General features: G+C 63.2%; 17 protein-coding genes. 10 read left to right on the forward strand and 7 right to left on the reverse strand.

The genetic code is table 11. From position 1 onward, the window contains the following. Positions 1-25: 25 nt before the first annotated feature. Positions 26-2,635, reverse strand: coding sequence for a DNA mismatch repair protein MutS (mutS, locus tag ACN0S5_RS03335; RefSeq protein WP_417205929.1), 2,610 nt, complete (start codon positions 2,633-2,635; stop codon positions 26-28). 137 nt (positions 2,636-2,772) lie between these two features. Here mutS and ACN0S5_RS03340 point away from each other — a divergent pair, with 137 nt between their 5' ends. Continuing rightward, positions 2,773-5,028 (forward strand): NADP-dependent malic enzyme, encoded by a 2,256-nt coding sequence (locus tag ACN0S5_RS03340; RefSeq protein ID WP_417205931.1) that lies wholly within the window; start codon positions 2,773-2,775, stop codon positions 5,026-5,028. A gap of 56 nt (positions 5,029-5,084) precedes the next feature. Beyond that, entirely contained in the window at positions 5,085-5,957 is an 873-nt protein-coding gene (locus ACN0S5_RS03345; RefSeq protein ID WP_417205933.1) for a ribokinase, read from the forward strand. Positions 5,958-5,963: 6 nt separating this feature from the next. Here ACN0S5_RS03345 and ACN0S5_RS03350 read toward each other — a convergent pair whose 3' ends face one another. Continuing rightward, positions 5,964-7,376 (reverse strand): calcium-binding protein, encoded by a 1,413-nt coding sequence (locus tag ACN0S5_RS03350; protein WP_417205935.1) that lies wholly within the window; start codon positions 7,374-7,376, stop codon positions 5,964-5,966. A gap of 296 nt (positions 7,377-7,672) precedes the next feature. Continuing rightward, positions 7,673-8,323 carry a peptide-methionine (S)-S-oxide reductase MsrA gene (gene msrA / locus ACN0S5_RS03355; RefSeq protein WP_417205937.1) on the reverse strand — a complete coding sequence of 217 codons (651 nt, stop codon included), beginning with the start codon at positions 8,321-8,323 and terminating at the stop codon, positions 7,673-7,675. Positions 8,324-8,527: 204 nt separating this feature from the next. On the opposite strand from msrA, the gene ACN0S5_RS03360 reads away from it, so the two are divergent. Beyond that, a complete protein-coding gene (locus ACN0S5_RS03360; protein ID WP_323767812.1) occupies positions 8,528-8,941 on the forward strand; it encodes a DUF7282 domain-containing protein in 414 nt (137 codons plus the stop codon). A gap of 171 nt (positions 8,942-9,112) precedes the next feature. Here ACN0S5_RS03360 and ACN0S5_RS03365 read toward each other — a convergent pair whose 3' ends face one another. Both ACN0S5_RS03365 and ACN0S5_RS03370 read right to left on the reverse strand, forming a co-directional pair. Then, entirely contained in the window at positions 9,113-9,394 is a 282-nt protein-coding gene (locus ACN0S5_RS03365) for an SCP2 sterol-binding domain-containing protein (protein ID WP_417205940.1), read from the reverse strand. 80 nt (positions 9,395-9,474) lie between these two features. Then, entirely contained in the window at positions 9,475-10,698 is a 1,224-nt protein-coding gene (locus tag ACN0S5_RS03370) for an argininosuccinate synthase (protein ID WP_417205942.1), read from the reverse strand. A 129-nt stretch (positions 10,699-10,827) separates the two neighbouring features. Between ACN0S5_RS03370 and ACN0S5_RS03375 the strand changes: the two genes are divergently transcribed. The 3 genes from ACN0S5_RS03375 to ACN0S5_RS03385 are packed head-to-tail and all read left to right on the forward strand — an operon-like array spanning position 10,828 to position 13,646. Beyond that, positions 10,828-11,568 carry a hypothetical protein gene (locus ACN0S5_RS03375; protein ID WP_417205944.1) on the forward strand — a complete coding sequence of 247 codons (741 nt, stop codon included), beginning with the start codon at positions 10,828-10,830 and terminating at the stop codon, positions 11,566-11,568. A 36-nt stretch (positions 11,569-11,604) separates the two neighbouring features. Continuing rightward, entirely contained in the window at positions 11,605-12,831 is a 1,227-nt protein-coding gene (gene ilvA / locus ACN0S5_RS03380; RefSeq protein ID WP_417205946.1) for a threonine ammonia-lyase IlvA, read from the forward strand. Further along, the gene (locus tag ACN0S5_RS03385) at positions 12,831-13,646 is read left to right on the forward strand and encodes an SDR family NAD(P)-dependent oxidoreductase (RefSeq protein WP_417205948.1); all 816 of its coding nucleotides are present in this window, start codon (positions 12,831-12,833) and stop codon (positions 13,644-13,646) included. Before ilvA ends, ACN0S5_RS03385 begins: the two co-directional genes overlap by 1 nt. Before the next feature lie 11 nt (positions 13,647-13,657). Here the strand turns inward: ACN0S5_RS03385 and ACN0S5_RS03390 are convergent, their stop codons facing one another. Then, positions 13,658-13,993, reverse strand: a complete 336-nt coding sequence (locus ACN0S5_RS03390; protein WP_417205950.1) for an Hpt domain-containing protein — start codon at positions 13,991-13,993, stop codon at positions 13,658-13,660. A gap of 204 nt (positions 13,994-14,197) precedes the next feature. Between ACN0S5_RS03390 and ACN0S5_RS03395 the strand changes: the two genes are divergently transcribed. Beyond that, positions 14,198-15,508: a PP2C family protein-serine/threonine phosphatase gene (locus ACN0S5_RS03395; protein WP_417205952.1), complete on the forward strand. Its 1,311-nt coding sequence runs from the start codon at positions 14,198-14,200 to the stop codon at positions 15,506-15,508. Positions 15,509-15,523: 15 nt separating this feature from the next. Here ACN0S5_RS03395 and ACN0S5_RS03400 read toward each other — a convergent pair whose 3' ends face one another. Next, positions 15,524-15,967, reverse strand: coding sequence for an NUDIX hydrolase (locus ACN0S5_RS03400; RefSeq protein ID WP_417205954.1), 444 nt, complete (start codon positions 15,965-15,967; stop codon positions 15,524-15,526). A 78-nt stretch (positions 15,968-16,045) separates the two neighbouring features. Here ACN0S5_RS03400 and ACN0S5_RS03405 point away from each other — a divergent pair, with 78 nt between their 5' ends. The 3 genes from ACN0S5_RS03405 to ACN0S5_RS03415 are packed head-to-tail and all read left to right on the forward strand — an operon-like array spanning position 16,046 to position 18,778. Then, positions 16,046-17,029, forward strand: coding sequence for an Hsp33 family molecular chaperone HslO (locus ACN0S5_RS03405; protein ID WP_417205956.1), 984 nt, complete (start codon positions 16,046-16,048; stop codon positions 17,027-17,029). Further along, positions 17,016-17,618 carry a CoA pyrophosphatase gene (locus ACN0S5_RS03410; RefSeq protein ID WP_417205958.1) on the forward strand — a complete coding sequence of 201 codons (603 nt, stop codon included), beginning with the start codon at positions 17,016-17,018 and terminating at the stop codon, positions 17,616-17,618. The genes ACN0S5_RS03405 and ACN0S5_RS03410 overlap by 14 nt, the downstream gene beginning before the upstream one ends. Next, positions 17,615-18,778 (forward strand): CCA tRNA nucleotidyltransferase, encoded by a 1,164-nt coding sequence (locus ACN0S5_RS03415; RefSeq protein WP_417205960.1) that lies wholly within the window; start codon positions 17,615-17,617, stop codon positions 18,776-18,778. Before ACN0S5_RS03410 ends, ACN0S5_RS03415 begins: the two co-directional genes overlap by 4 nt. Positions 18,779-18,814 lie beyond the last annotated feature (36 nt).

Here is an 18,814-nt window from a genome sequence, read left to right on the forward strand (position 1 = left end):
GGGGGTAACGCAGCGCCAGACGGCGCTAGTCCAGCAGGCCCTTGAGGTCATAAAGCGCCTGCAAGGCGTCGCGCGGGGACAGATCATCGGGCAAAATCTCGCGCAGCTTGTCTTCAACCGCTGATGTTTCTCGTGAAACCACAGGTTCCGGCGCGCGGGCGGCGGCTGAAAACAGCGGCAGATCGTCAATCAGCGCCTTTGGTGAGGTGCGCTCACGCTCCCCCTTTTCCAGCGCTTCCAGCACGGCGCGCGCGCGGGTGATGACCGGCGCAGGCAGCCCGGCCAGTTGCGCCACCTGCACGCCATAGGACCGGTCTGCGGCCCCTGCGTGAACCTCGTGCAGGAAAATGACCTCATTGTCCCATTCCTTGACCGCTACGGTGGCGTTGGTGACGCCCTCCAGCTTACCCGCCAAGGCGGTAAGCTCATGGTAATGCGTGGCAAACAGGCCGCGCACCCGATTGACGGCCTGCAAGTGTTCCAGCGTGGCCCACGCGATCGACAAGCCGTCATAGGTCGCCGTGCCGCGCCCGATCTCATCCAGGATCACCAAGGCACGGTCGTCGGCCTGATTCAGGATCGCAGCGGTTTCGACCATTTCAACCATGAAGGTGGATCGCCCGCGGGCAAGATCGTCACTGGCACCCACCCGGCTAAAGATCTGACTGACCAGACCCACATGCGCCGATTGCGCAGGCACAAAAGAGCCCATCTGTGCTAACAGCGCGATCAGCGCGTTCTGACGCAGATAGGTCGACTTACCCGCCATGTTCGGACCGGTCAGCAAGGTGACAGCCGCGCCCTGCCCCTCTGCGCTCAGATCGCAGTCATTGGCGATAAATGGCGTGCCGCTGGCAGCAAGTGCGGCCTCGACCACGGGATGCCGCCCGCCGGACACAGCAAAGGCACGGCTATTGTCCACGGTCGGGCGGCACCAGTCGCGTTGGCGGGCCAGCTCCGCCAGACCCAGCGACAGGTCAATTTCCGCCAACCCAAGCGCCAGCTCGGACAGCACCGGTGCTGCGGTCAGGATGGCCTGCCGCAACGCTTCAAAGATCCGGCGCTCGATCTCCAGCGCCTCATTGCCCGCATTCAGGATGCGCCGCTCCAACTCGTTCAGCTCGACCGTGGTGAACCGCACCTGATTGGCGGTGGTCTGGCGATGGATAAACCGCTCCGACAGCGCAAACATCTTTTCCGCATGGACGGCGGTTGTCTCGATGAAATACCCTAACACATTGTTATGCTTGATCTTCAACGATGTGACACCGGTTTCCTGGGCGTAGTCCCCCTGCATCCGGGCAATCACACCCCTGCCCTCGTCCCGCAGGGTTCGCGCCTCGTCCAGCGCGGTGTCATAGCCGGATGCGACAAAGCCACCATCGCTGACGCGCAGGCCGGGTTCGGCCACCAGCGCGGCGTCCAGCAGGCCCAACAGGTCGTCTTGTCCGGTCAGCGCCTCAACAGAGCGCCCCAGCAGGTCGGGCAGGTCCATGCCCGCCAAACGGGCAGAGATCACGCCAGCCTGTCCCAGCGCCGCCCGCACGGCGGACAGGTCACGCGGACCGCCCCGGTCCAGACCCAGCCGCGACAACGCGCGATCCACGTCCGGCACGCTTTTCAAGGCGTCCCGCAGGGTGTCGGTCATCGGACCCTCGACCCCCCAGCCGACTGCCTCCAGCCGCTCTTGTACCACTGCCAGATCGCGTGAGGGTGATGCCACGCGCCGTTCCAGCAGGCGCGCCCCAGCAGAGGTCACCGTCAGGTCGATCACCGACAACAACGACCCTGCCCGCCCGCCTTGCAGGCTTTCGGTCAGTTCAAGGTTGCGCCGCGTGGCCGCATCGATCTGCAATATGCGCGAGACCTGTTCCTGACGTGGCGGACGCAGGATCGGCAGCCGCCCTTTTTGCGTGATGTCCAGATAGTCGACCAGCGCACCCATCGCCGACAGTTCCGCCCGGTCGAAGGTCCCGAATCCGGCCAGTGACTGCACCTTGAACAGCGTCGACAGCCGTGATTCCGCCGCACCTGACTCAAACGACGCCGCGCCCAGCACGGTCGCGTCCAAGCCCAGATCGGTCAGAACGTCGCGCAGCGTGTCCTCAACCCCCTCGGACGCCAGCACCTCGGAGGGGGCCAGCCGGGCCAGTTCCGCACCGATCCGGGCGCGCCCCAAAGGCATCACGTGAAACGCCCCGGTCGAGATATCCGCCCATGCCAGCGCCCAGTCGTCGCGCACATTGCCCAGCGCGGCCAGATAGTTGTGCCGACGCGCCTCCAGCAGCGATTCCTCGGTCAGGGTGCCGGGCGTGACCAGCCGCACCACGTCACGTTTTACAACGGATTTCGATCCGCGCTTTTTGGCCTCTTCCGGGCTTTCCAGCTGTTCGCCCACGGCGACACGAAACCCCTTGCGGATCAGCGTCAGCAGATAGCCCTCTGCCGCATGCACCGGGACGCCGCACATCGGGATGTCGTCGCCCGCATGTTTGCCACGTTTTGTCAGCGCGATGTCCAGCGCCGCGCTGGCCGCCACCGCGTCGTCAAAGAACATCTCATAGAAGTCGCCCATGCGGTAAAACAGCAGCGCATCGGGGTAGCCCGCCTTGATCTCAAGGTACTGGGCCATCATTGGCGTGACGGGTGTGTCCCCGGACGCACCCTTTCCCGACCTGTTAGCGCTCACGTAGCTTTCCCCCGACGATTTCGCGTGACATTAAGGCTGTCAAAGCGCGGGGAAAACCGCAAAATCCGCTGGATGGAGGGGACATGTCCAAAGCCAGATTCACCCGCGAAGAGGCGCTTGCCTTCCACCTGGAACCGACGCCGGGCAAATGGGAGGTGCAGGCCACCGTCCCCATGACCACCCAGCGCGACCTCAGCCTTGCCTATTCGCCGGGTGTGGCTGTGCCTTGTGAGGATATCGCCGCAAATCCCGAACTGGCCTACGACTATACCAACAAGGGCAACCTTGTGGCCGTGATCTCGAACGGGACGGCGGTTCTGGGCCTTGGGAACCTTGGCGCGCTGGGCTCCAAACCGGTGATGGAGGGCAAATCCGTGCTTTTCAAACGGTTTGCCGACGTGAACAGCATCGACATCGAACTGGATACTGAGGACCCGGACGAATTCTGCAAGGCGGTCCGGCTGATGGGGCCGACCTTTGGCGGCATCAACCTTGAGGACATCAAGGCGCCAGAGTGTTTCATCATTGAGCAACGGCTCAAGGAAGAGATGGACATTCCGGTCTTCCACGATGACCAGCACGGCACGGCGGTGATCTGCGCCGCCGGTCTGCTGAACGCGCTGCACATCTCGGGCAAAAAGATCGAGGATGTGAAGATCGTCCTGAACGGGGCAGGGGCGGCGGGTATCGCCTGTCTGGAATTGCTCAAACGCATGGGCGCGCAGCATGAGAACTGCATCATCTGCGACACCAAGGGTGTGATCTATCAGGGCCGCACCGAGGGCATGAACCAGTGGAAGTCGGCCCACGCGGTGACAACCGAACTGCGCACCCTCGAAGAGGCGATGGTGCAGGCGGATGTGTTCCTTGGCGTCTCCGCCAAGGGGGCTGTGACGCAGGACATGGTCGCCAGCATGGCGGACAACCCGGTGATCTTCGCCATGGCGAACCCGGACCCGGAAATCACCCCCGAAGAGGCGCATGAGGTCCGCGTGGATGCCATCGTCGCCACCGGGCGCAGCGACTATCCCAATCAGGTCAACAACGTCCTTGGCTTTCCATACCTCTTTCGCGGGGCGCTGGATATCCATGCCCGCGCCATCAACGACGAGATGAAGATCGCCTGCGCGCAGGCGCTGGCCGAACTCGCACGAGAGGATGTACCGGACGAGGTGGCGCTGGCCTATGGCAAATCGCTGACCTTTGGCCGCGATTACATCATTCCTACACCGTTTGATCCGCGCCTCATCCACCGCATTCCGCCCGCCGTGGCGAAGGCGGGCATGGCGACAGGGGCCGCCCGGCGGCCCATCGTCGATATCGAGGCCTATGAGCACAACCTGAAAACCCGGATGGACCCGACCGCCTCGATCCTGCGGTCGATCAACAGCCGTGCCCGCGCCGCGCAGGCGCGGATGATCTTTGCCGAGGGCGATGACCCGCGCGTGCTGCGCGCGGCGGTCATGTACCAACGCTCTGGTCTGGGCAAGGCAACGGTCGTCGGCCGTGAGGCGGACGTGAAACAAAAGCTCGAAGAGGCGGGCCTGCATGACGCGGTGCGCGAACTGGAGGTGGTGAACGCCGCCAACACCCGCCATCTGAACACCTACAAGGACTTTCTCTACGACCGACTTCAGCGCAAGGGCATGGATCGTCAGGACATCCACCGCCTCGCGGCGCGGGATCGGCATGTCTTTGCCGCGCTGATGCTGGCGCACGGTCATGGTGACGGGCTGGTCACCGGGGCGACCCGCAAATCGGCGCATGTGATGGAATTGGTCAACCACGTGTTCGACGCGGACGCCTCGCATGGCGCGGCCGGGGTGACGGCGCTGCTGCACAAGGGGCGTATCGTTCTGATTTCGGATACTCTGGTGCACGAATGGCCGGACGAAGAGGATCTGGCCACCATCGCCGAACGCGCCGCCGGTGTCGCGCGGCACCTTGGGCTGGAGCCGCGGGTGGCCTTTGTCAGCTTTTCCACCTTCGGATACCCGGTCTCTGAGCGGGCGGAAAAGATGCATGTCGCGCCGCGCGTGCTGGACCGGCGCGGAGTGAATTTCGAATACGAGGGCGAGATGACGGTGGATGTCGCCCTGAACGTCAAGGCGCAGGAAAGCTATCCGTTCCAGCGCCTGACGGGACCGGCCAATATCCTGATCGTGCCCGCGCGGCACTCTGCCTCGATCTCGGTCAAGCTGATGCAGGAGATGGCGGGGGCCACGGTGATCGGTCCGATCCTTGCCGGGGTCGACGAGTCGATCCAGATCTGTTCGACCTCGATGACCGCCAATGACATTCTGAACATGGCGGTGCTGGCCGCTGCCAAGATCAGTTAGGGCGCGGCAGGACGGTCAGGCGCGGCGACAGAGTATCTTCGGAGAGAAGAAACGATATGACGATCTTCAATCTTGGCTCGATCAACGCGGATCTGTTTTACCGCGTGCCGCATTTGCCCGGACCCGGAGAAACCCTGGCCGCGCGGTCGTTTCGGCGCGGTCTGGGTGGCAAGGGGGCCAACATGTCCGTCGCCGCCGCACGCGCTGGGGCGCGCTGTGTGCATATCGGCGCAGTCGGGCCGGACGGCGGCTGGGCGGTGGAGCGTCTGATGGAATACGGAGTGTATACACAGTATATACTCACTGTATCCACCGACACGGGCAACGCCCTGATCGCCATCGACGACGCGGGCGAAAACAACATCATCCTTTACCCCGGCGCCAATCAGGCGCTTCCGCAGGACCACATTTCCGCTGCACTCGGGGATGCGCAATCTACCGACATCTTCCTGACCCAGAACGAAACCAACGGTCAACGCGAAGCGGTGGAAATGGCGTCGGCCAGGGGACTGCGCGTGGCCTATGCGGCTGCACCCTTTGACGCACAGGCGGTGCAGGCGGTCCTGCCAATGCTGGACATGCTGTTCCTGAACGAGGTCGAGGCCCGGCAACTGCAAGAGGCCAGTGGCCTTGCGCCAGAGGTCTTGCCGGTGCGGGATGTGATCGTGACACTGGGCGGCGATGGCGCACGCTGGCACAACACCGACACCGGACAGACGCAGGTCTTTCCGGCGGTCAAGGTGACACCGGTGGACACAACCGGGGCAGGGGATACCTTTACCGGTTATGTCCTTGCCGGTCTGGACCGGGGTCTGCCGATGGATCAGGCCATCGGGCAGGCGATGATCGCCGGGGCGATCATGGTCACGCGACAAGGGACCGCCGATGTGATCCCCGACTTGCGCGACGTTCAGGACTTTGGCGGCTGACCGCGCTTACAGCGCAAAATCGTCCGCTGTCAGCCCGGTCACACCGCCGACGCGGATTTCTGCCTCGGCTGCCAGATCCGCATCGGTGTTGAACTGCACGATGGACGATCCGGTCGCCGTTTCGATCACCCGGATCTGATTGGCCCCGGTGAACGGCCCGGTGCCGACAAAGGTAAAGACTCCGGGGATCATCGACACCACGTTGATGATATCCACGCCCTGCTCAAAGTCGAGGATCTGGTCCCGTGTGGCCCCAAGGCCCGCATTGGCGGTGCTGGAAAACAGGAAGACGTCCGCATCCGCGCCGCCGGTCAGGTAATCCAGCCCGGTGCCACCATCCAGGACATCCTCTCCGGCGCCGCCGCGCAGCACGTCGTTGTCGCCGCCGCCGGACAACGCGTCGTTCCCGTTGCCGCCGTCCATCGTGTCATTGCCAATGCCACCGTCCATGTTGTCAGAGCCGTCCTGCCCGACAAGGACATCCGCGCCGGACCCGCCGCTGATGGTGTCGTCCCCGGCGTTGCCGTTCAGAACATCGTTGTCGGCGCCGCCATCCATCTCGTCGTTGCCTTCGCCGCCGAGATGGAAATCGTTCCCCGCGCCCCCGAACAGGTAATCGTCGCCGCCACGGCCCACCAAAACGTCATTGCCGCTGCCGCCGTCCAATTCATCGTGGAACGCGCCGCCTGACAGCGTGTCGTCGTCCTGATCGCCATAGACCCGACCGACAATCTTGCCCGACCCGCCCTCATACCGGTCGTTTCCGTCATCAAGATAGATGTTCCCGCTCATCGTTCCGGCGTTGTAGATAAAGTTGGCCCCGACGCCACCGGATGCCGTATAGCTGCCATTGGCCCCGGAAATCGTACCGGTGTTGTGCAGGATTCCGGTGCCAGTGGTCCCGGTCTGCCACTGTTGGTAGATACCATAACCTTCTTGCCCGATGATATCGCCGTTGTTGACGATCCGCGAAGTGGTGGTGCCCCCATCCAGAGCAATCCCGTCAGACAGCCCGATGATGGACCCGTTGTTGACGACCCGTAGGCTTGCGTGGCCGTCAGAATCCGCGATCTGAACGGCGTCCTCACCCGAGGTGATGGTCCCGGCATTCAGGAGGTAGAAGTGATTGGACACTTCGCCAAAGATCGTGTCGCCGCGGTTTGCGGTGATATGCCCCGTGGGCCCGACAATCATCTCAAGCGCCAGACCACCAACATCAACCGCACGGTCCAGCGAGCTGACGCTGGCCGCGCCGACGATCCCGTTCACGTTCAGAAAGTTGGTAATCGAACCGCTGGTTGTGATGGCGCTTCCGGCAGAGACCACCAGTTCACCGTCCGTATTGCCGATAAAGCCGGATTCGTTTCCAACAAGGCTGCGGGCGACGCTGGAGAATGCGGAAAGTACAAAACTTGCCATGATGCAAATCCTTCTAAAATGTTCTCGTCATGAATTCAGCAAGCGCAAGCGCATGGAAAAGTGTTTTCAAAGTCGATCCACGCGAGAAATAAGGGTCGCGCTGCCGGCGTCAGGATAGCCGATTCTGGCCGGAAAGTTGTCCGAAATACACGCATAGGCGGAACCCGGCCCAAATGGCCAGGGACCGAAAGCAGGATGCCGCCGCCGCGCACCCTGACCAAGTGGCGCATCCATGAGTTGTGTTCCGCATGTGACGGCTGACAGGTCCGGGTCGAAATTGACCTTGCGCAGGCGTCTTAGTTCACAAAGGGCGCGGCGCTGCCCCAGAGCTGTTTGACACGCGCATCACGGCCACAGCCCTTGCGATAGCGTTTGTAGGCATCGCTTTGCTTGACGACACCGAACCGGGTCACAACCCGTTTCGAGCCTTTGTAATAGTCCTGATGGTAATCCTCGGCGAGGTAAAACGCCTTGGCCGACAGGATCGGGGTGACGATCTTTTTCCCCAACGCCTTTTCGGCCTCTGCCTTGGCGGCAATGGCGGCGTTCTTCTGGCCAGCATCCTTGTAGAAGATCGCGGTGCGATAGCTTTCGCCTCGGTCGCAGAACTGACCGCCCCCATCGGTGGGATCGACCGACCGGAAAAACAGGTCATACAGCGCGCGATCAGACACCTTGCCCGCGTCAAAGCTGATCTTGACCGCCTCGTAGTGGCCGGTGCCGCCCCGCGACACCTGTTTGTAGGTCGGGTTGGCGGTTTTGCCGCCGGTGTAGCCCGACACCGCCTCGCGGACGCCGCGCACCTTTTCGAAATCAGCCTCGACGCACCAGAAACAGCCCCCCGCGACGATGATCTCCGCCGCTTGGGCGCGGTGGGATTGGGCCGCGATGCCAAGCACCAGCAGTAGGGACAACAGGGCGGGGCGAACACAGATGAAACGGGGCATGGGGGGTCTCCTTTGCCATCAGCCTGCCTGCGGCGGCACGGTCTGGCAATCCGGGGCAGGGTGACATCACCCAATGGTGAGTGCTGCGTGACCTCGAAATTAATTTTTGCCCGCCTGAAACTTCTCTGGGTCGGGCCTCGTGACTGTGATCAGCAAGCGACGGCAAGACCGCCTGCGCTGCGAACCCTGACTGGGAGAAAACCTATGACTTTCAAGATTGTTACAGCCGCCTTGATGACATTCGCCGGTGCCGCTTTTGCTGGCGGGCACGGCATGGCCCCGATGGTCGAAGCCATGGACCAGAGCGTTGCCGAAGGCACAGTTTCAGCGGCCAAGATCGTGGCCCCGGCCAATGGCTGGCTGGTTGTTCACCGCACCGGTGCCGACATGAAGCCGGGCCCCGTTGTCGGCCACGCGCCGCTGCGCAAGGGTGAAAACATGGACGTGACCGCCATCCTCACCGAAGAGGTTGCAGCCGGCGACATGCTGATGCTCATGGTGCACGGCGAAGACGGCGGCATGACCACCGGCATTTTTGAATACAGCCTTGGCGCCAAGGAAGACGGTCCGATCCGTCAGGACGGCGAACTGGTCATGACCGTGGTCACCGCCAAGTGATCCATTAGCCGGGCCGGCCCCAGTCAGTCGGCCCGGTCACCGCCGCCGAGTATGCGGCGTTGACGTACCTGCGTTTCGGGTACGGTGAACGGCCGCGCGTTTCCGGGGCTCCGGTTCTGCGCGGCCGACATTTTTTGGGGTCGGCCGTTTGCGGCCGGTCTGGTGCCGCGCCTACAGAAGCTGACCCAGCTTCATCGCCACCGACATATCCCCCGACACCTTGAGCTTGCCCATGGCAAAGGCGGTCATCGGGTTCAGGTTGCCCTGCACCAGCTTTGACAGGTTTTCGTGCGAAATGCGGATGGTGCAGTCGGCGGGGGCATCGGACTGATCGACCGTGGTGCCGTCAAGGCGCAGCGCGCCGTCGTCGCCGCAATCGAAACGCAAGCTGTCGTTCAGCGGCTTGTGCGCCAGACCCTTGCGCAACAGGTCCGCGATTTCATCGAGTGTCATGTCATTCTCCCGTTTCACGCGCTGTATGACGCGAAACGGGAGCCAAGGCATAGGGTGACGTTACGCGAAGCCGCGTCAGGTCATCCCAGCCGCCGCTTGCGTGCTGCCAGCAGGCGCAGGCGCAGCGCGTTCAGGGTGATGAACCCTTCGGCGTCTTTCTGGTCATAGGCCCCGGCGTCGTCCTCAAAGGTCACATGCGCCTCAGAGTACAGCGAGTTGTCGGACCAGCGACCGATGCAGCGGACCGAGCCTTTGTACAGCTTCAGCTTGACCGTGCCGGACACCAGTTCCTGCGACTTGTCGATGGCCGCTTGCAGCATCTCGCGTTCGGGCGAGTACCAGAACCCGTTGTAGATCAGCTCGGCATAGCGCGGCATCAGCGAGTCCTTGAGATGGCCCGCGCCGCTGTCCAGCGTGATCTGTTCGATGCCGCGATGGGCCTCCAGCAGGATGGTGCCGCCGGGGGTCTCATAAATGCCGCGCGACTTCATACCCACAAACCGGTTTTCGACAAAATCCAGACGCCCGATTCCGTGCTTGCGACCGTAGTCGTTCAACGCGGTGAGGATCGTCGCGGGCGACATGGCCTCACCGTTGATCGCCACGGCGTCGCCCTTGTCAAAGGTGACTTCGATGATCTCGGGCGTATCGGGCGCGTCCTCGGGATTCACCGTGCGCAGGTGGACGTATTCCGGCGCTTCCTCGGCAGGATCTTCCAGCACGCGGCCTTCGGACGAGGTGTGCAGCAGGTTGGCATCCACGCTGAACGGGGCCTCGCCGCGCTTGTCCTTGGCAATCGGGATCTGGTTCTTTTCGGCAAAGTCCAGCAGCGCGGTGCGCGAGTTCAGATTCCATTCCCGCCACGGCGCGATCACCTTGATATCGGGGTTCAGCGCGGCGGCGCTGAGTTCGAACCGCACCTGATCGTTGCCCTTGCCGGTGGCCCCGTGTGCCACGGCATCGGCTCCGGTTTCCTCGGCGATCTCAACCAGACGTTTGGAAATCAGCGGGCGCGCGATGGAGGTGCCCAGCAGGTACAGCCCCTCATAGACCGCATTGGCGCGGAACATCGGAAAGACGAAATCGCGGACAAATTCCTCACGCACGTCTTCAATGTAGATGTTTTCCGCCGGAATCCCCAGCATCAACGCCTTTTCGCGGGCGGGCTCCAGCTCCTCGCCCTGACCAAGGTCAGCGGTGAAGGTCACGACCTCGCAGCCGTATTCCGTCTGCAACCATTTCAGGATGATCGAGGTGTCGAGGCCGCCGGAATAGGCGAGCACAACTTTCTTGGGCGCGGTCATGGATCTGTCCTTTTGGGCGGTTTGGCGGGCGGATTAGCCTGTTTTACGAGACCCTGCAAGGAAGGCCCGTTGACGCGGGGCACCGGAGTGCTACCCCCTGACTCCAATTGATTGGCGAAAAGGTGGGTCATGCGCGGTTGGCAGGTTTTCAAACATTCCTTCTGGATGGTGATTAACAACCTTGAGGTCGCATTCCGCGTCTCGGCGGTTCTCTACGCGGTGCAGGCGGTCAATCAGGTGCTGATCCTGATGGCGACACCGACCGGCGACGCGACAGAGGTGGTGGTCAGTCCGGGACTGGCGCTGATGGTTCTGGCGACCGCTTTTCTGGCCATTGTCGCAAGCCTGTGGATCGCCGTCGCCTGGCACCGTTTTGTCCTGACCGGAGAGGTGCCCGAGGGCGCATTGCCTGCATGGCAGGGTGGTTTGGTGCTGGCCTATCTGGGCCGGTCGGTGATGATCGCGCTGCTGGTGGCACTGGCTGTGGTCGCCGCCATGATCCCGATTGGCATTGTCATGGCCGCCGCCCCCGGTGCGGGACTGCCGCTGCTGTTTGCCCTGATCGCGATGGCGGTTTATCTGTTCTTCCGCTTCGGGGTGATGCTGCCCGCCGGGGCGATTGATCGCAAAATGACCCTGCGCGAGGCATGGGCTGCAACGGCCAAGGAACACGGGACAATTGTTGTCCTGTCCCTGATCGTTGTCGGGTTCAGCGTGCTGGTGCAATTGCCCGCGTGGTTGAACCCCGATCCGCAATCGCTGATCAACCTTGTCTACAGCGTGGTTGTCGGCTGGTTCGCAACGATGATCGGCGTGTCGGTCCTGACAGCGCTTTATGGTATCTGTGTCGAGGGGCGCGACATTGACTGACTTGCGCGCGGCACGGGCTTGGGCCACAGCAGAGGCATGACTGATTTCAAGGATAAGGCCCGGACCGCCGAGGCCGCCATGCGCGACGTCTTTCCGCCGACGCCGCTGTTGCGCAACGCCCATCTGTCGGACCGTTTCGGGGCCGAGGTGCTGCTGAAACGCGAAGACCTCAGCCCGGTGCGCAGTTACAAGCTGCGCGGCGCGTTCAATGCCATGCGCAAGGCAAAAGGCGAGGTGCTGTTTGTCTGCGCCTCCGCCGGAAACCACGCGCAGGGCGTTGCCTTCATGTGTCGGCATTTTGGTGTGCAGGGTGTGATCTTCATGCCCGTCACCACGCCGCAGCAAAAGATCCAGAAGACCCGGATGTTTGGCGGCGACGCGGTCGAGATCCGTCTGACCGGCGACTATTTCGACGATTGCCTGAAGGCGGCGCAGGCGTTCTGCGCCACTGAGGGCGGGCATTTCCTGTCGCCCTTCGACGATGAGGATGTGATCGAGGGACAGGCCTCTGTCGCGGTCGAGATCGAACAGCAACTGGGCCGCGCGCCCGATCACCTTGTCATCCCGGTGGGCGGCGGCGGGCTGTCGGCGGGGATGCTCAGCTATTTCGGCACAGAGACGCAGTACACCTTTGTCGAGCCTTCGGGCGGGGCCTGTCTGCGGGCCGCGTTGCAGGCGGGTCGCCCGGTGGCGCTGCCGTCGGTCAACACCTTTGCGGACGGCGCGGCGGTGGCCCGGATCGGTGAGCGGACGTTTGAGCGGCTCAAGGGTGTCGGTCTGGCCAATTCGCTGACCATCCACGAGGACCGCCTGTGCCTGACCATCCTTGAAATGCTGAATGTTGAGGGGATCGTGCTGGAACCGGCGGGCGCGCTGTCGGTCGATGCCTTGCAGGATCTCGGGCAGGGGATTGCGGGCCGCACGGTGGTCTGCGTCACCTCGGGCGGGAATTTCGATTTCGAGCGTTTGCCAGAGGTCAAGGAACGCGCCCAGCGGTACTCGGGGGTAAAAAAGTACTTTATCCTGCGGTTGCCGCAACGTCCCGGCGCGCTGAAGGATTTCCTCGGGTTGCTGGGGCCGGACGATGACATTGCCCGCTTCGAATACCTCAAGAAATCCGCGCGCAACTTTGGCTCTGTCCTGATCGGGATCGAGACAACCGCGCCGGAGAATTTCCAGACACTTTTTGGCAGTCTCGACGCCCACGGATTCACCTATCAGGACATCACCGAGGATGAGATCCTCGCGCAGTTTGTGATCTGATGCTGGCGGGGCGGCGGGTTCTGCTGACCGGCGCGGCGCAGGGAATCGGGCGTGCCTTGGCGGACCGGTTGGCGGCAGGGGGCGCGCGGCTGTTCCTGACGGACATGAACGGTATGCGGTTGGCTGAGACGGCAAAGGCGCTTGGCGCAGGGTCCGCGCCGGCCGATCTGCGCGATCCCGAACAGATTGCCGGGCTTGTGGCACAGGCCGAGGCGGCGCTGGGCGGCATCGACATGCTGATCTCGAACGCCGGGTTTGCGCGGGGCGCGATGGACGGCCCGTGCAGCGCGCCCGATGACCTGTGGCAGGATAGCTGGGATGTGCACGTCATGGCGCATCTGCGCGCCGCGCGGCTGGTTCTGCCGGGGATGCGGGCGCGCGGCGAAGGCTGGCTGGTCAATGTCGCCTCTGCCGCCGGGTTGCTGAGCCAGATCGGTGACGCACCCTATTCCGCCAGCAAACACGCGGCGGTCAGCCTTGCGCAGTCTTTGGCCATCGAACACGGGGACGAGGGCATCCATGTGTCGGTGGTGTGCCCGCTATACGTGGCGACGCCGCTGTTGGGGTATGATGAGACAGATGATCAGACCCGCCCGCATGACCGGGTTCTGACGGCGGATGACGTGGCCCGTTCGGTGATTGACGGCCTTGCTGCCGGAACGTTCCTGATCCTGCCGCACCCGGAGGCCGCGGTATTTGCCCAACGGCGGATGGCGGACATGGATCGCTGGATCGATGGGATGCGCCGCCTGCGGCGCGAGGCCTTTGCCGATGGCCCGCCGCGCGACCTGACAGAGTTACATCGCAGGATCTGAAGCAGGGGCCGTCAGGCGGCCAGCCGATCCGGAAGGCCCTTCTGAAACTGGATGCGCGACTCCTCAAAGGCTTTGCGCACCTCTGCGGGGCTGACCGCCTCAGGGGTGCCGGCAGCGGCGGCTTTTTCACCCGCCCGGCAGAGCTGCGCCAGCGTTTCGAACCCAAGGTTCATGGACGCGCCCTTCAGGAAATGCATCTGTTCTTCGGTGACAACCGGGTTGCCCTCACCGGATTCCAGATGGGTTATAGCGTTCTCGACCTCTTCAAGAAAAAGATCTGCCACCTCGCCGAAATCCTCTGGTCCGATCTCATCCACCAGTTCATCCACGCGTGACCAGTCAATCATACCCTGACTCCATCATTTTGACCCTGCTGCAAGGCGGGCCTCACCCGATGACCCACGCGCCAACAAACGGCATGGCGGGCAGCCTGTGTATAAGTGCCGGGGGTAAATGGCATCTTTCCCAAACGCAAAGCGGGCCCCAAGAATGAACGGCATTTTACCATTCAAGGCTCGTTAAGGATCTGTGCCTACAGCTGTCGCGAACCGATGACAGTTTCGAAAAGGTCCGCCTTGCAGATTCAGAGAAAAGGCATTCCGACGGTAGTGACTGGCGCAATTCAACGCGTTCTGGTCGTTGACGACAGTCGTGCGCAACTCAAGATGGTGGAAACGATGGTCCGCCGCTGGGGGTATGAGGTGCTGACCGCAGAGTCCGGTCAGGACGCGCTGAATATATGTCGGCAACACCCGCCGGATCTTGTGCTGTCGGATTGGATGATGCCGGGGATGTCCGGGCTGGAATTCTGCCGTCTTTTCCGCGAGTTGAAGAATGAGGGCTATGGGTATTTCATCCTGCTCACCTCCAAGAGCGAAAAAGGCGACATCGCCGAGGGCCTGGATGCCGGGGCGGACGATTTCCTGACAAAGCCGGTCAACGCCCCGGAACTGCGGGCGCGCATCACGGCGGGCGAGCGCATTGTCTCAATGGAACGGCAATTGTCCGAGAAAAACCGCCAAGTGTCTGAGGCATTTGATGAATTGCGTGAAATTCACACCGCCATCGACAACGATCTGCGTCAGGCCCGCACGATCCAGCAGTCGCTGGTGCCGGAACGGATGACAGAGATCCTGACCTCGCGGGTCAGCCTGCTTCTGCGTCCCTGCGGTCATGTCGGAGGGGATCTTGTGGGTATGTTCAAACCGGGGTTCGGACGGCTGGGGTTGTACAGTATCGACGTGTCGGGCCACGGGATCACCTCGGCCATGGTGACCGCGCGCGTCGCGGGCTATCTGTCCGCCACCTTCCCGGAGCAGAACGTCGCGCTGGAACGGCGATTCGACCGGTTTTTCGCGATGCGCGAACCGGCAGAGACGGCGCGTATGCTGAACCAACGACTGTCTGCCGATCCGGGGGTCGAGGAATATCTCACCCTTGCCTATGTCGCGGCGGACCTGTCCACCGGGCGGATGCGCATGGTGCAGGCGGGGCATTCCCCGGCGCTGCTGCTGCATCCGGACGGCAGCCACGAATTTATCGGCGATGGCGGTCTGCCGATCGGGCTGGTGGATGAGGTGTCCTATGATCAGCACGATTTCACCCTGCAAACCGGTGACCTGTTGCTGCTTTACTCCGACGGCTTCACCGAAGCGGTGATGAAAAACGGCGACATGCTGGGGGATGACGGTCTGGTCCAGATTTTCCGCGAAAGCGCGCGGTGCGGTGCCGGGCCGGACATCCTGGAGGACATGTTCTGGCGTCTCACTTCGCAGATGGGCAACGCGGGCAAGCTGAGCGACGATGTCTCGGCGACGCTGCTGGAATTCGATGTTCTCAAGAACCGGCACGGCTCCGATTGATCGGCAACGGCGCAGTTATCTGAGCGCGAAGTGGCGCTTTACAAAGGCACGGTCGCCCGGATTCCCCAATTCGCGTATTGCGTCGCGAGGGGTGCGCCACAGTGCTGCGTGCCCAACCTCGGTCGGGGGGCCGTGCGGGCGCACCGGGGTGGCGATATAGATAATGCACAGCTTTTCCGCCCAGAGGTCATATTCCGGCATAAAGGTGAACCGGCGGAACGCACCCAGCCTGCGTGGCCGCGCAATACGCCAGCCGGTCTCTTCGAACACCTCGCGGTGCAGCGCTTGCAGGGCGTGTTCACCCGGATCGATCCCGCCGCCGGGCAATTGAACCTCGGGCAAGGGCGCCGCCTGATGGGTCAACAGCAGACGGCCATCGCGCGGTAGGATTGCATATGCGCCGGGCCGCAGGCTATACCGCCGTTTCGCCTGTGGCGGTGTGCCAAACCGTGGCGTCATGTCCGGCCCCCTTTGCGTCCCGGCCCAATGGCCCTATATGGACGCGATATGCCAGCCAAAGGCAGACAAGGAAACCCCATGAGCATCGGCAACAAAATCGCCTGGGACGACACAGTCCTGCCCTTTCAGCTTGACCGTTCGGACATGCGCGGCCGCGTGGCGCGGCTTGACGGCGTACTGTCCGGCGTCCTGCAACAACATGATTATCCCGCCCCGGTCGAGGCGCTGGTGGCGGAAATGGCGCTGCTGACCGCGCTGATCGGCCAGACCGTCAAACTGCGGTGGAAGTTGTCCTTGCAGGTCCAGACCAACGGCCCGGTGCGGATGATCGCCACCGACTATTACGGCCCCGAGGAAGAGGGCCAGCCCGCCCGCATCCGCGCCTATGCCAGTTTTGACCGCGACCGCATCACCGACGCCCCGCCGTTCGAACAGCTGGGCGCGGGTTATTTCGCGATCATGATCGATCAGGGCAAGGGAATGCAGCCTTATCAAGGCATTACCCCCATCGCAGGCAACAACCTGTCTGACTGTGCGGCGGCCTATTTCGCCCAGTCCGAACAGTTGCCGACCACCTTCGCGCTGTCCTACGGCCGCTCGACCGAACCGGGGGTCGCCGAACACTGGCGCGCGGGCGGCATCATGCTGCAACACATGCCCAAGGCCTCGCCCTTTGCCAAGGATGGCGGGTCGGGCGAAGCGGGGTTGTTGCAGGCCGGGGATCTGGTCGACGGTGAGACCGAGGAAAACTGGAACCGGGTGAACAGCCACCTTGCGACCCTTGAACAGCTGGAACTGATCGGTCCCAGCGTGCCGCCGACCGACCTGCTGGTGCGTCTGTTCCATGAGGAACAGCCGCGCGTGTTTGAGATGCAGCCGGTGCGTTTTGGCTGTACCTGTTCCGAGGACCGTGTGCGCCAGAGCCTGTCGATCTATTCGGCCAAGGACATCGGCCATATGACAACGGATGAGGGGCTTGTGACCGCCGATTGCCAGTTCTGCGGCGCGCATTATGAGCTGGACCCGGCCACCGTGGGATTCAACGCCGATGGCAACGACTGACCAGATCGCGGCTCTGCGGCGCGCGCCGGACACCACCGGCGCGCCCTCTTCGGATTTCGACCTGAACCCGACGATTGTCCTGCCCGAGGGGCGCAAGCTGCGCCCCGCAGGGGTGCTGGCGGCGTTCAAACCGGGGCGTGACGGGCTGGACCTGATCCTGACCAAACGCTCCAGCCGGTTGAAACACCACCCCGGCCAGATCGCCTTTCCCGGCGGCAAGGTCGATCCGGGTGATGCGGATGAGACCGCCGCCGCCCTGCGCGAGGCGCATGAAGAGGTGGCGCTGGACCCGGCACAGGTTGAGGTGCTGGGCACGCTGCCGCCGCATGAGACGGTGACCGGGTTTTTGGTCACGCCGGTCATCGGCCTTGTGCATGGCGATTTCACCCCGGTGCCAGAGCCGGGTGAGGTCGATGAGGTGTTCATGGTGCCCTATGCCCATGTCACTGATCCGGCGCGCTATTCGGTGCAGGGGCGGCGCTGGCGCGGGCAGCGTCGGCTGTATTACACCGCGCCCTTTGGTCCCTATTACATCTGGGGCGCGACGGCGCGGATGCTGCGCGGGCTGGCTGACCGGGTCCAGCCGTGACCCGTGTGACCGGCGACTGGCTGGCCTCGACGGCGACGCAGACCGTGATGGGGATGCTGGAGGACGCCGGTCATCTGGCCTATGCGGTGGGCGGTTGCGTGCGCAATGCGCTGCTGGGTGTGCCGGTCAGCGATGTGGACATCTCGACCGATGCCCGTCCGCACCGGGTCATGGACCTGGCCAAGGCAGCGGGGCTCAAGACGGTGCCCACCGGCATCGACCACGGCACAATCACCGTGGTGGCGGGGGGTGAGGGGTTTGAAATCACCACCTTCCGCGCCGATGTGGAAACCGATGGCCGCCGCGCGGTGATCCGCTATGCCGACGACGTGCACGAGGACGCGGTGCGGCGCGATTTCACCATGAACGCGCTTTATGCCGACCGGCGCGGCACGCTGATCGACCCACTGGGCGGCTTGCCTGATCTGGAGGCGCGGCACTTTCGCTTTATCCTCGATGCGGATACCCGCATCAAAGAGGATTACCTGCGCATCCTGCGGTTTTTCCGCTTTTCCGCGTGGTACGGCGATCCGCATGCGGGCATGGACCCCGATGCACTGGCCGCCATCGCCGCCAATATCGATGGGCTGGACGTGCTGTCGCGTGAACGGGTGGGGCATGAGATGGTCAAGCTGCTGCAAGCGCCCGATCCGCTGGTTGCCGTCTCGGTGATGGAGCGGTTGGGCGTTCTGGCCCACGTTCTTCCGGGCGCGGGGATCACCGCATTGGGGCCCTATCTGATGTTTGAGACGGCGCTGGGCAAGGCACCCGATCCGATGGCCCGCATGGCGGTGCTGGGCTATTTCGACGGTGAGGCGCTGCGCCTGTCCAAGTCGCAGCAGCGGGCCTTGGTGCTGTACCGCGATCTGACGGGCAGCACTCAGGGACCGGCGGAACTGGCCTACCGGCACGGGGCCGAGGTGGCGCAGAACGTCATGGCCCTGCGCGCCGCCAGCTTCGGCAGCCCCCTGCCGACGGACATGGCTGTGCCAATCACCAAGGGCGCGGAAGCGAAATTTCCCTTGAAGGCCAAGGACTTGATACCAGACTATCAGGGGCCGGCCCTTGGCGAGGCGCTGCGCCGCGCCGAAGATCACTGGATCGCAGAGGGGTTTGCCCCGGACAAGGCAGAGCTGCGCCGCTGGCTCGACGAGGGGTGACAGACCGAATTTTCTGTCCTAGAAAGTCCCGACTCA

Source organism: Antarctobacter sp. (assembly GCF_048262615.1).
Taxonomy (GTDB): Bacteria; Pseudomonadota; Alphaproteobacteria; order Rhodobacterales; family Rhodobacteraceae; genus Antarctobacter.

What these genes read in the sequence shown, in the direction of transcription:
- mutS (WP_417205929.1), bottom strand. Translation starts at nt 2,635, where the DNA reads ATGATGGCCCAGTACCTTGAGATCAAGGCGGGCTACCCCGATGCGCTG.
- ACN0S5_RS03340 (WP_417205931.1), top strand. Translation starts at nt 2,773, where the DNA reads ATGTCCAAAGCCAGATTCACCCGCGAAGAGGCGCTTGCCTTCCACCTG.
- ACN0S5_RS03345 (WP_417205933.1), top strand. Translation starts at nt 5,085, where the DNA reads ATGACGATCTTCAATCTTGGCTCGATCAACGCGGATCTGTTTTACCGC.
- ACN0S5_RS03350 (WP_417205935.1), bottom strand. Translation starts at nt 7,376, where the DNA reads ATGGCAAGTTTTGTACTTTCCGCATTCTCCAGCGTCGCCCGCAGCCTT.
- msrA (WP_417205937.1), bottom strand. Translation starts at nt 8,323, where the DNA reads ATGCCCCGTTTCATCTGTGTTCGCCCCGCCCTGTTGTCCCTACTGCTG.
- ACN0S5_RS03360 (WP_323767812.1), top strand. Translation starts at nt 8,528, where the DNA reads ATGACTTTCAAGATTGTTACAGCCGCCTTGATGACATTCGCCGGTGCC.
- ACN0S5_RS03365 (WP_417205940.1), bottom strand. Translation starts at nt 9,394, where the DNA reads ATGACACTCGATGAAATCGCGGACCTGTTGCGCAAGGGTCTGGCGCAC.
- ACN0S5_RS03370 (WP_417205942.1), bottom strand. Translation starts at nt 10,698, where the DNA reads ATGACCGCGCCCAAGAAAGTTGTGCTCGCCTATTCCGGCGGCCTCGAC.
- ACN0S5_RS03375 (WP_417205944.1), top strand. Translation starts at nt 10,828, where the DNA reads ATGCGCGGTTGGCAGGTTTTCAAACATTCCTTCTGGATGGTGATTAAC.
- ilvA (WP_417205946.1), top strand. Translation starts at nt 11,605, where the DNA reads ATGACTGATTTCAAGGATAAGGCCCGGACCGCCGAGGCCGCCATGCGC.
- ACN0S5_RS03385 (WP_417205948.1), top strand. Translation starts at nt 12,831, where the DNA reads ATGCTGGCGGGGCGGCGGGTTCTGCTGACCGGCGCGGCGCAGGGAATC.
- ACN0S5_RS03390 (WP_417205950.1), bottom strand. Translation starts at nt 13,993, where the DNA reads ATGATTGACTGGTCACGCGTGGATGAACTGGTGGATGAGATCGGACCA.
- ACN0S5_RS03395 (WP_417205952.1), top strand. Translation starts at nt 14,198, where the DNA reads ATGACAGTTTCGAAAAGGTCCGCCTTGCAGATTCAGAGAAAAGGCATT.
- ACN0S5_RS03400 (WP_417205954.1), bottom strand. Translation starts at nt 15,967, where the DNA reads ATGACGCCACGGTTTGGCACACCGCCACAGGCGAAACGGCGGTATAGC.
- ACN0S5_RS03405 (WP_417205956.1), top strand. Translation starts at nt 16,046, where the DNA reads ATGAGCATCGGCAACAAAATCGCCTGGGACGACACAGTCCTGCCCTTT.
- ACN0S5_RS03410 (WP_417205958.1), top strand. Translation starts at nt 17,016, where the DNA reads ATGGCAACGACTGACCAGATCGCGGCTCTGCGGCGCGCGCCGGACACC.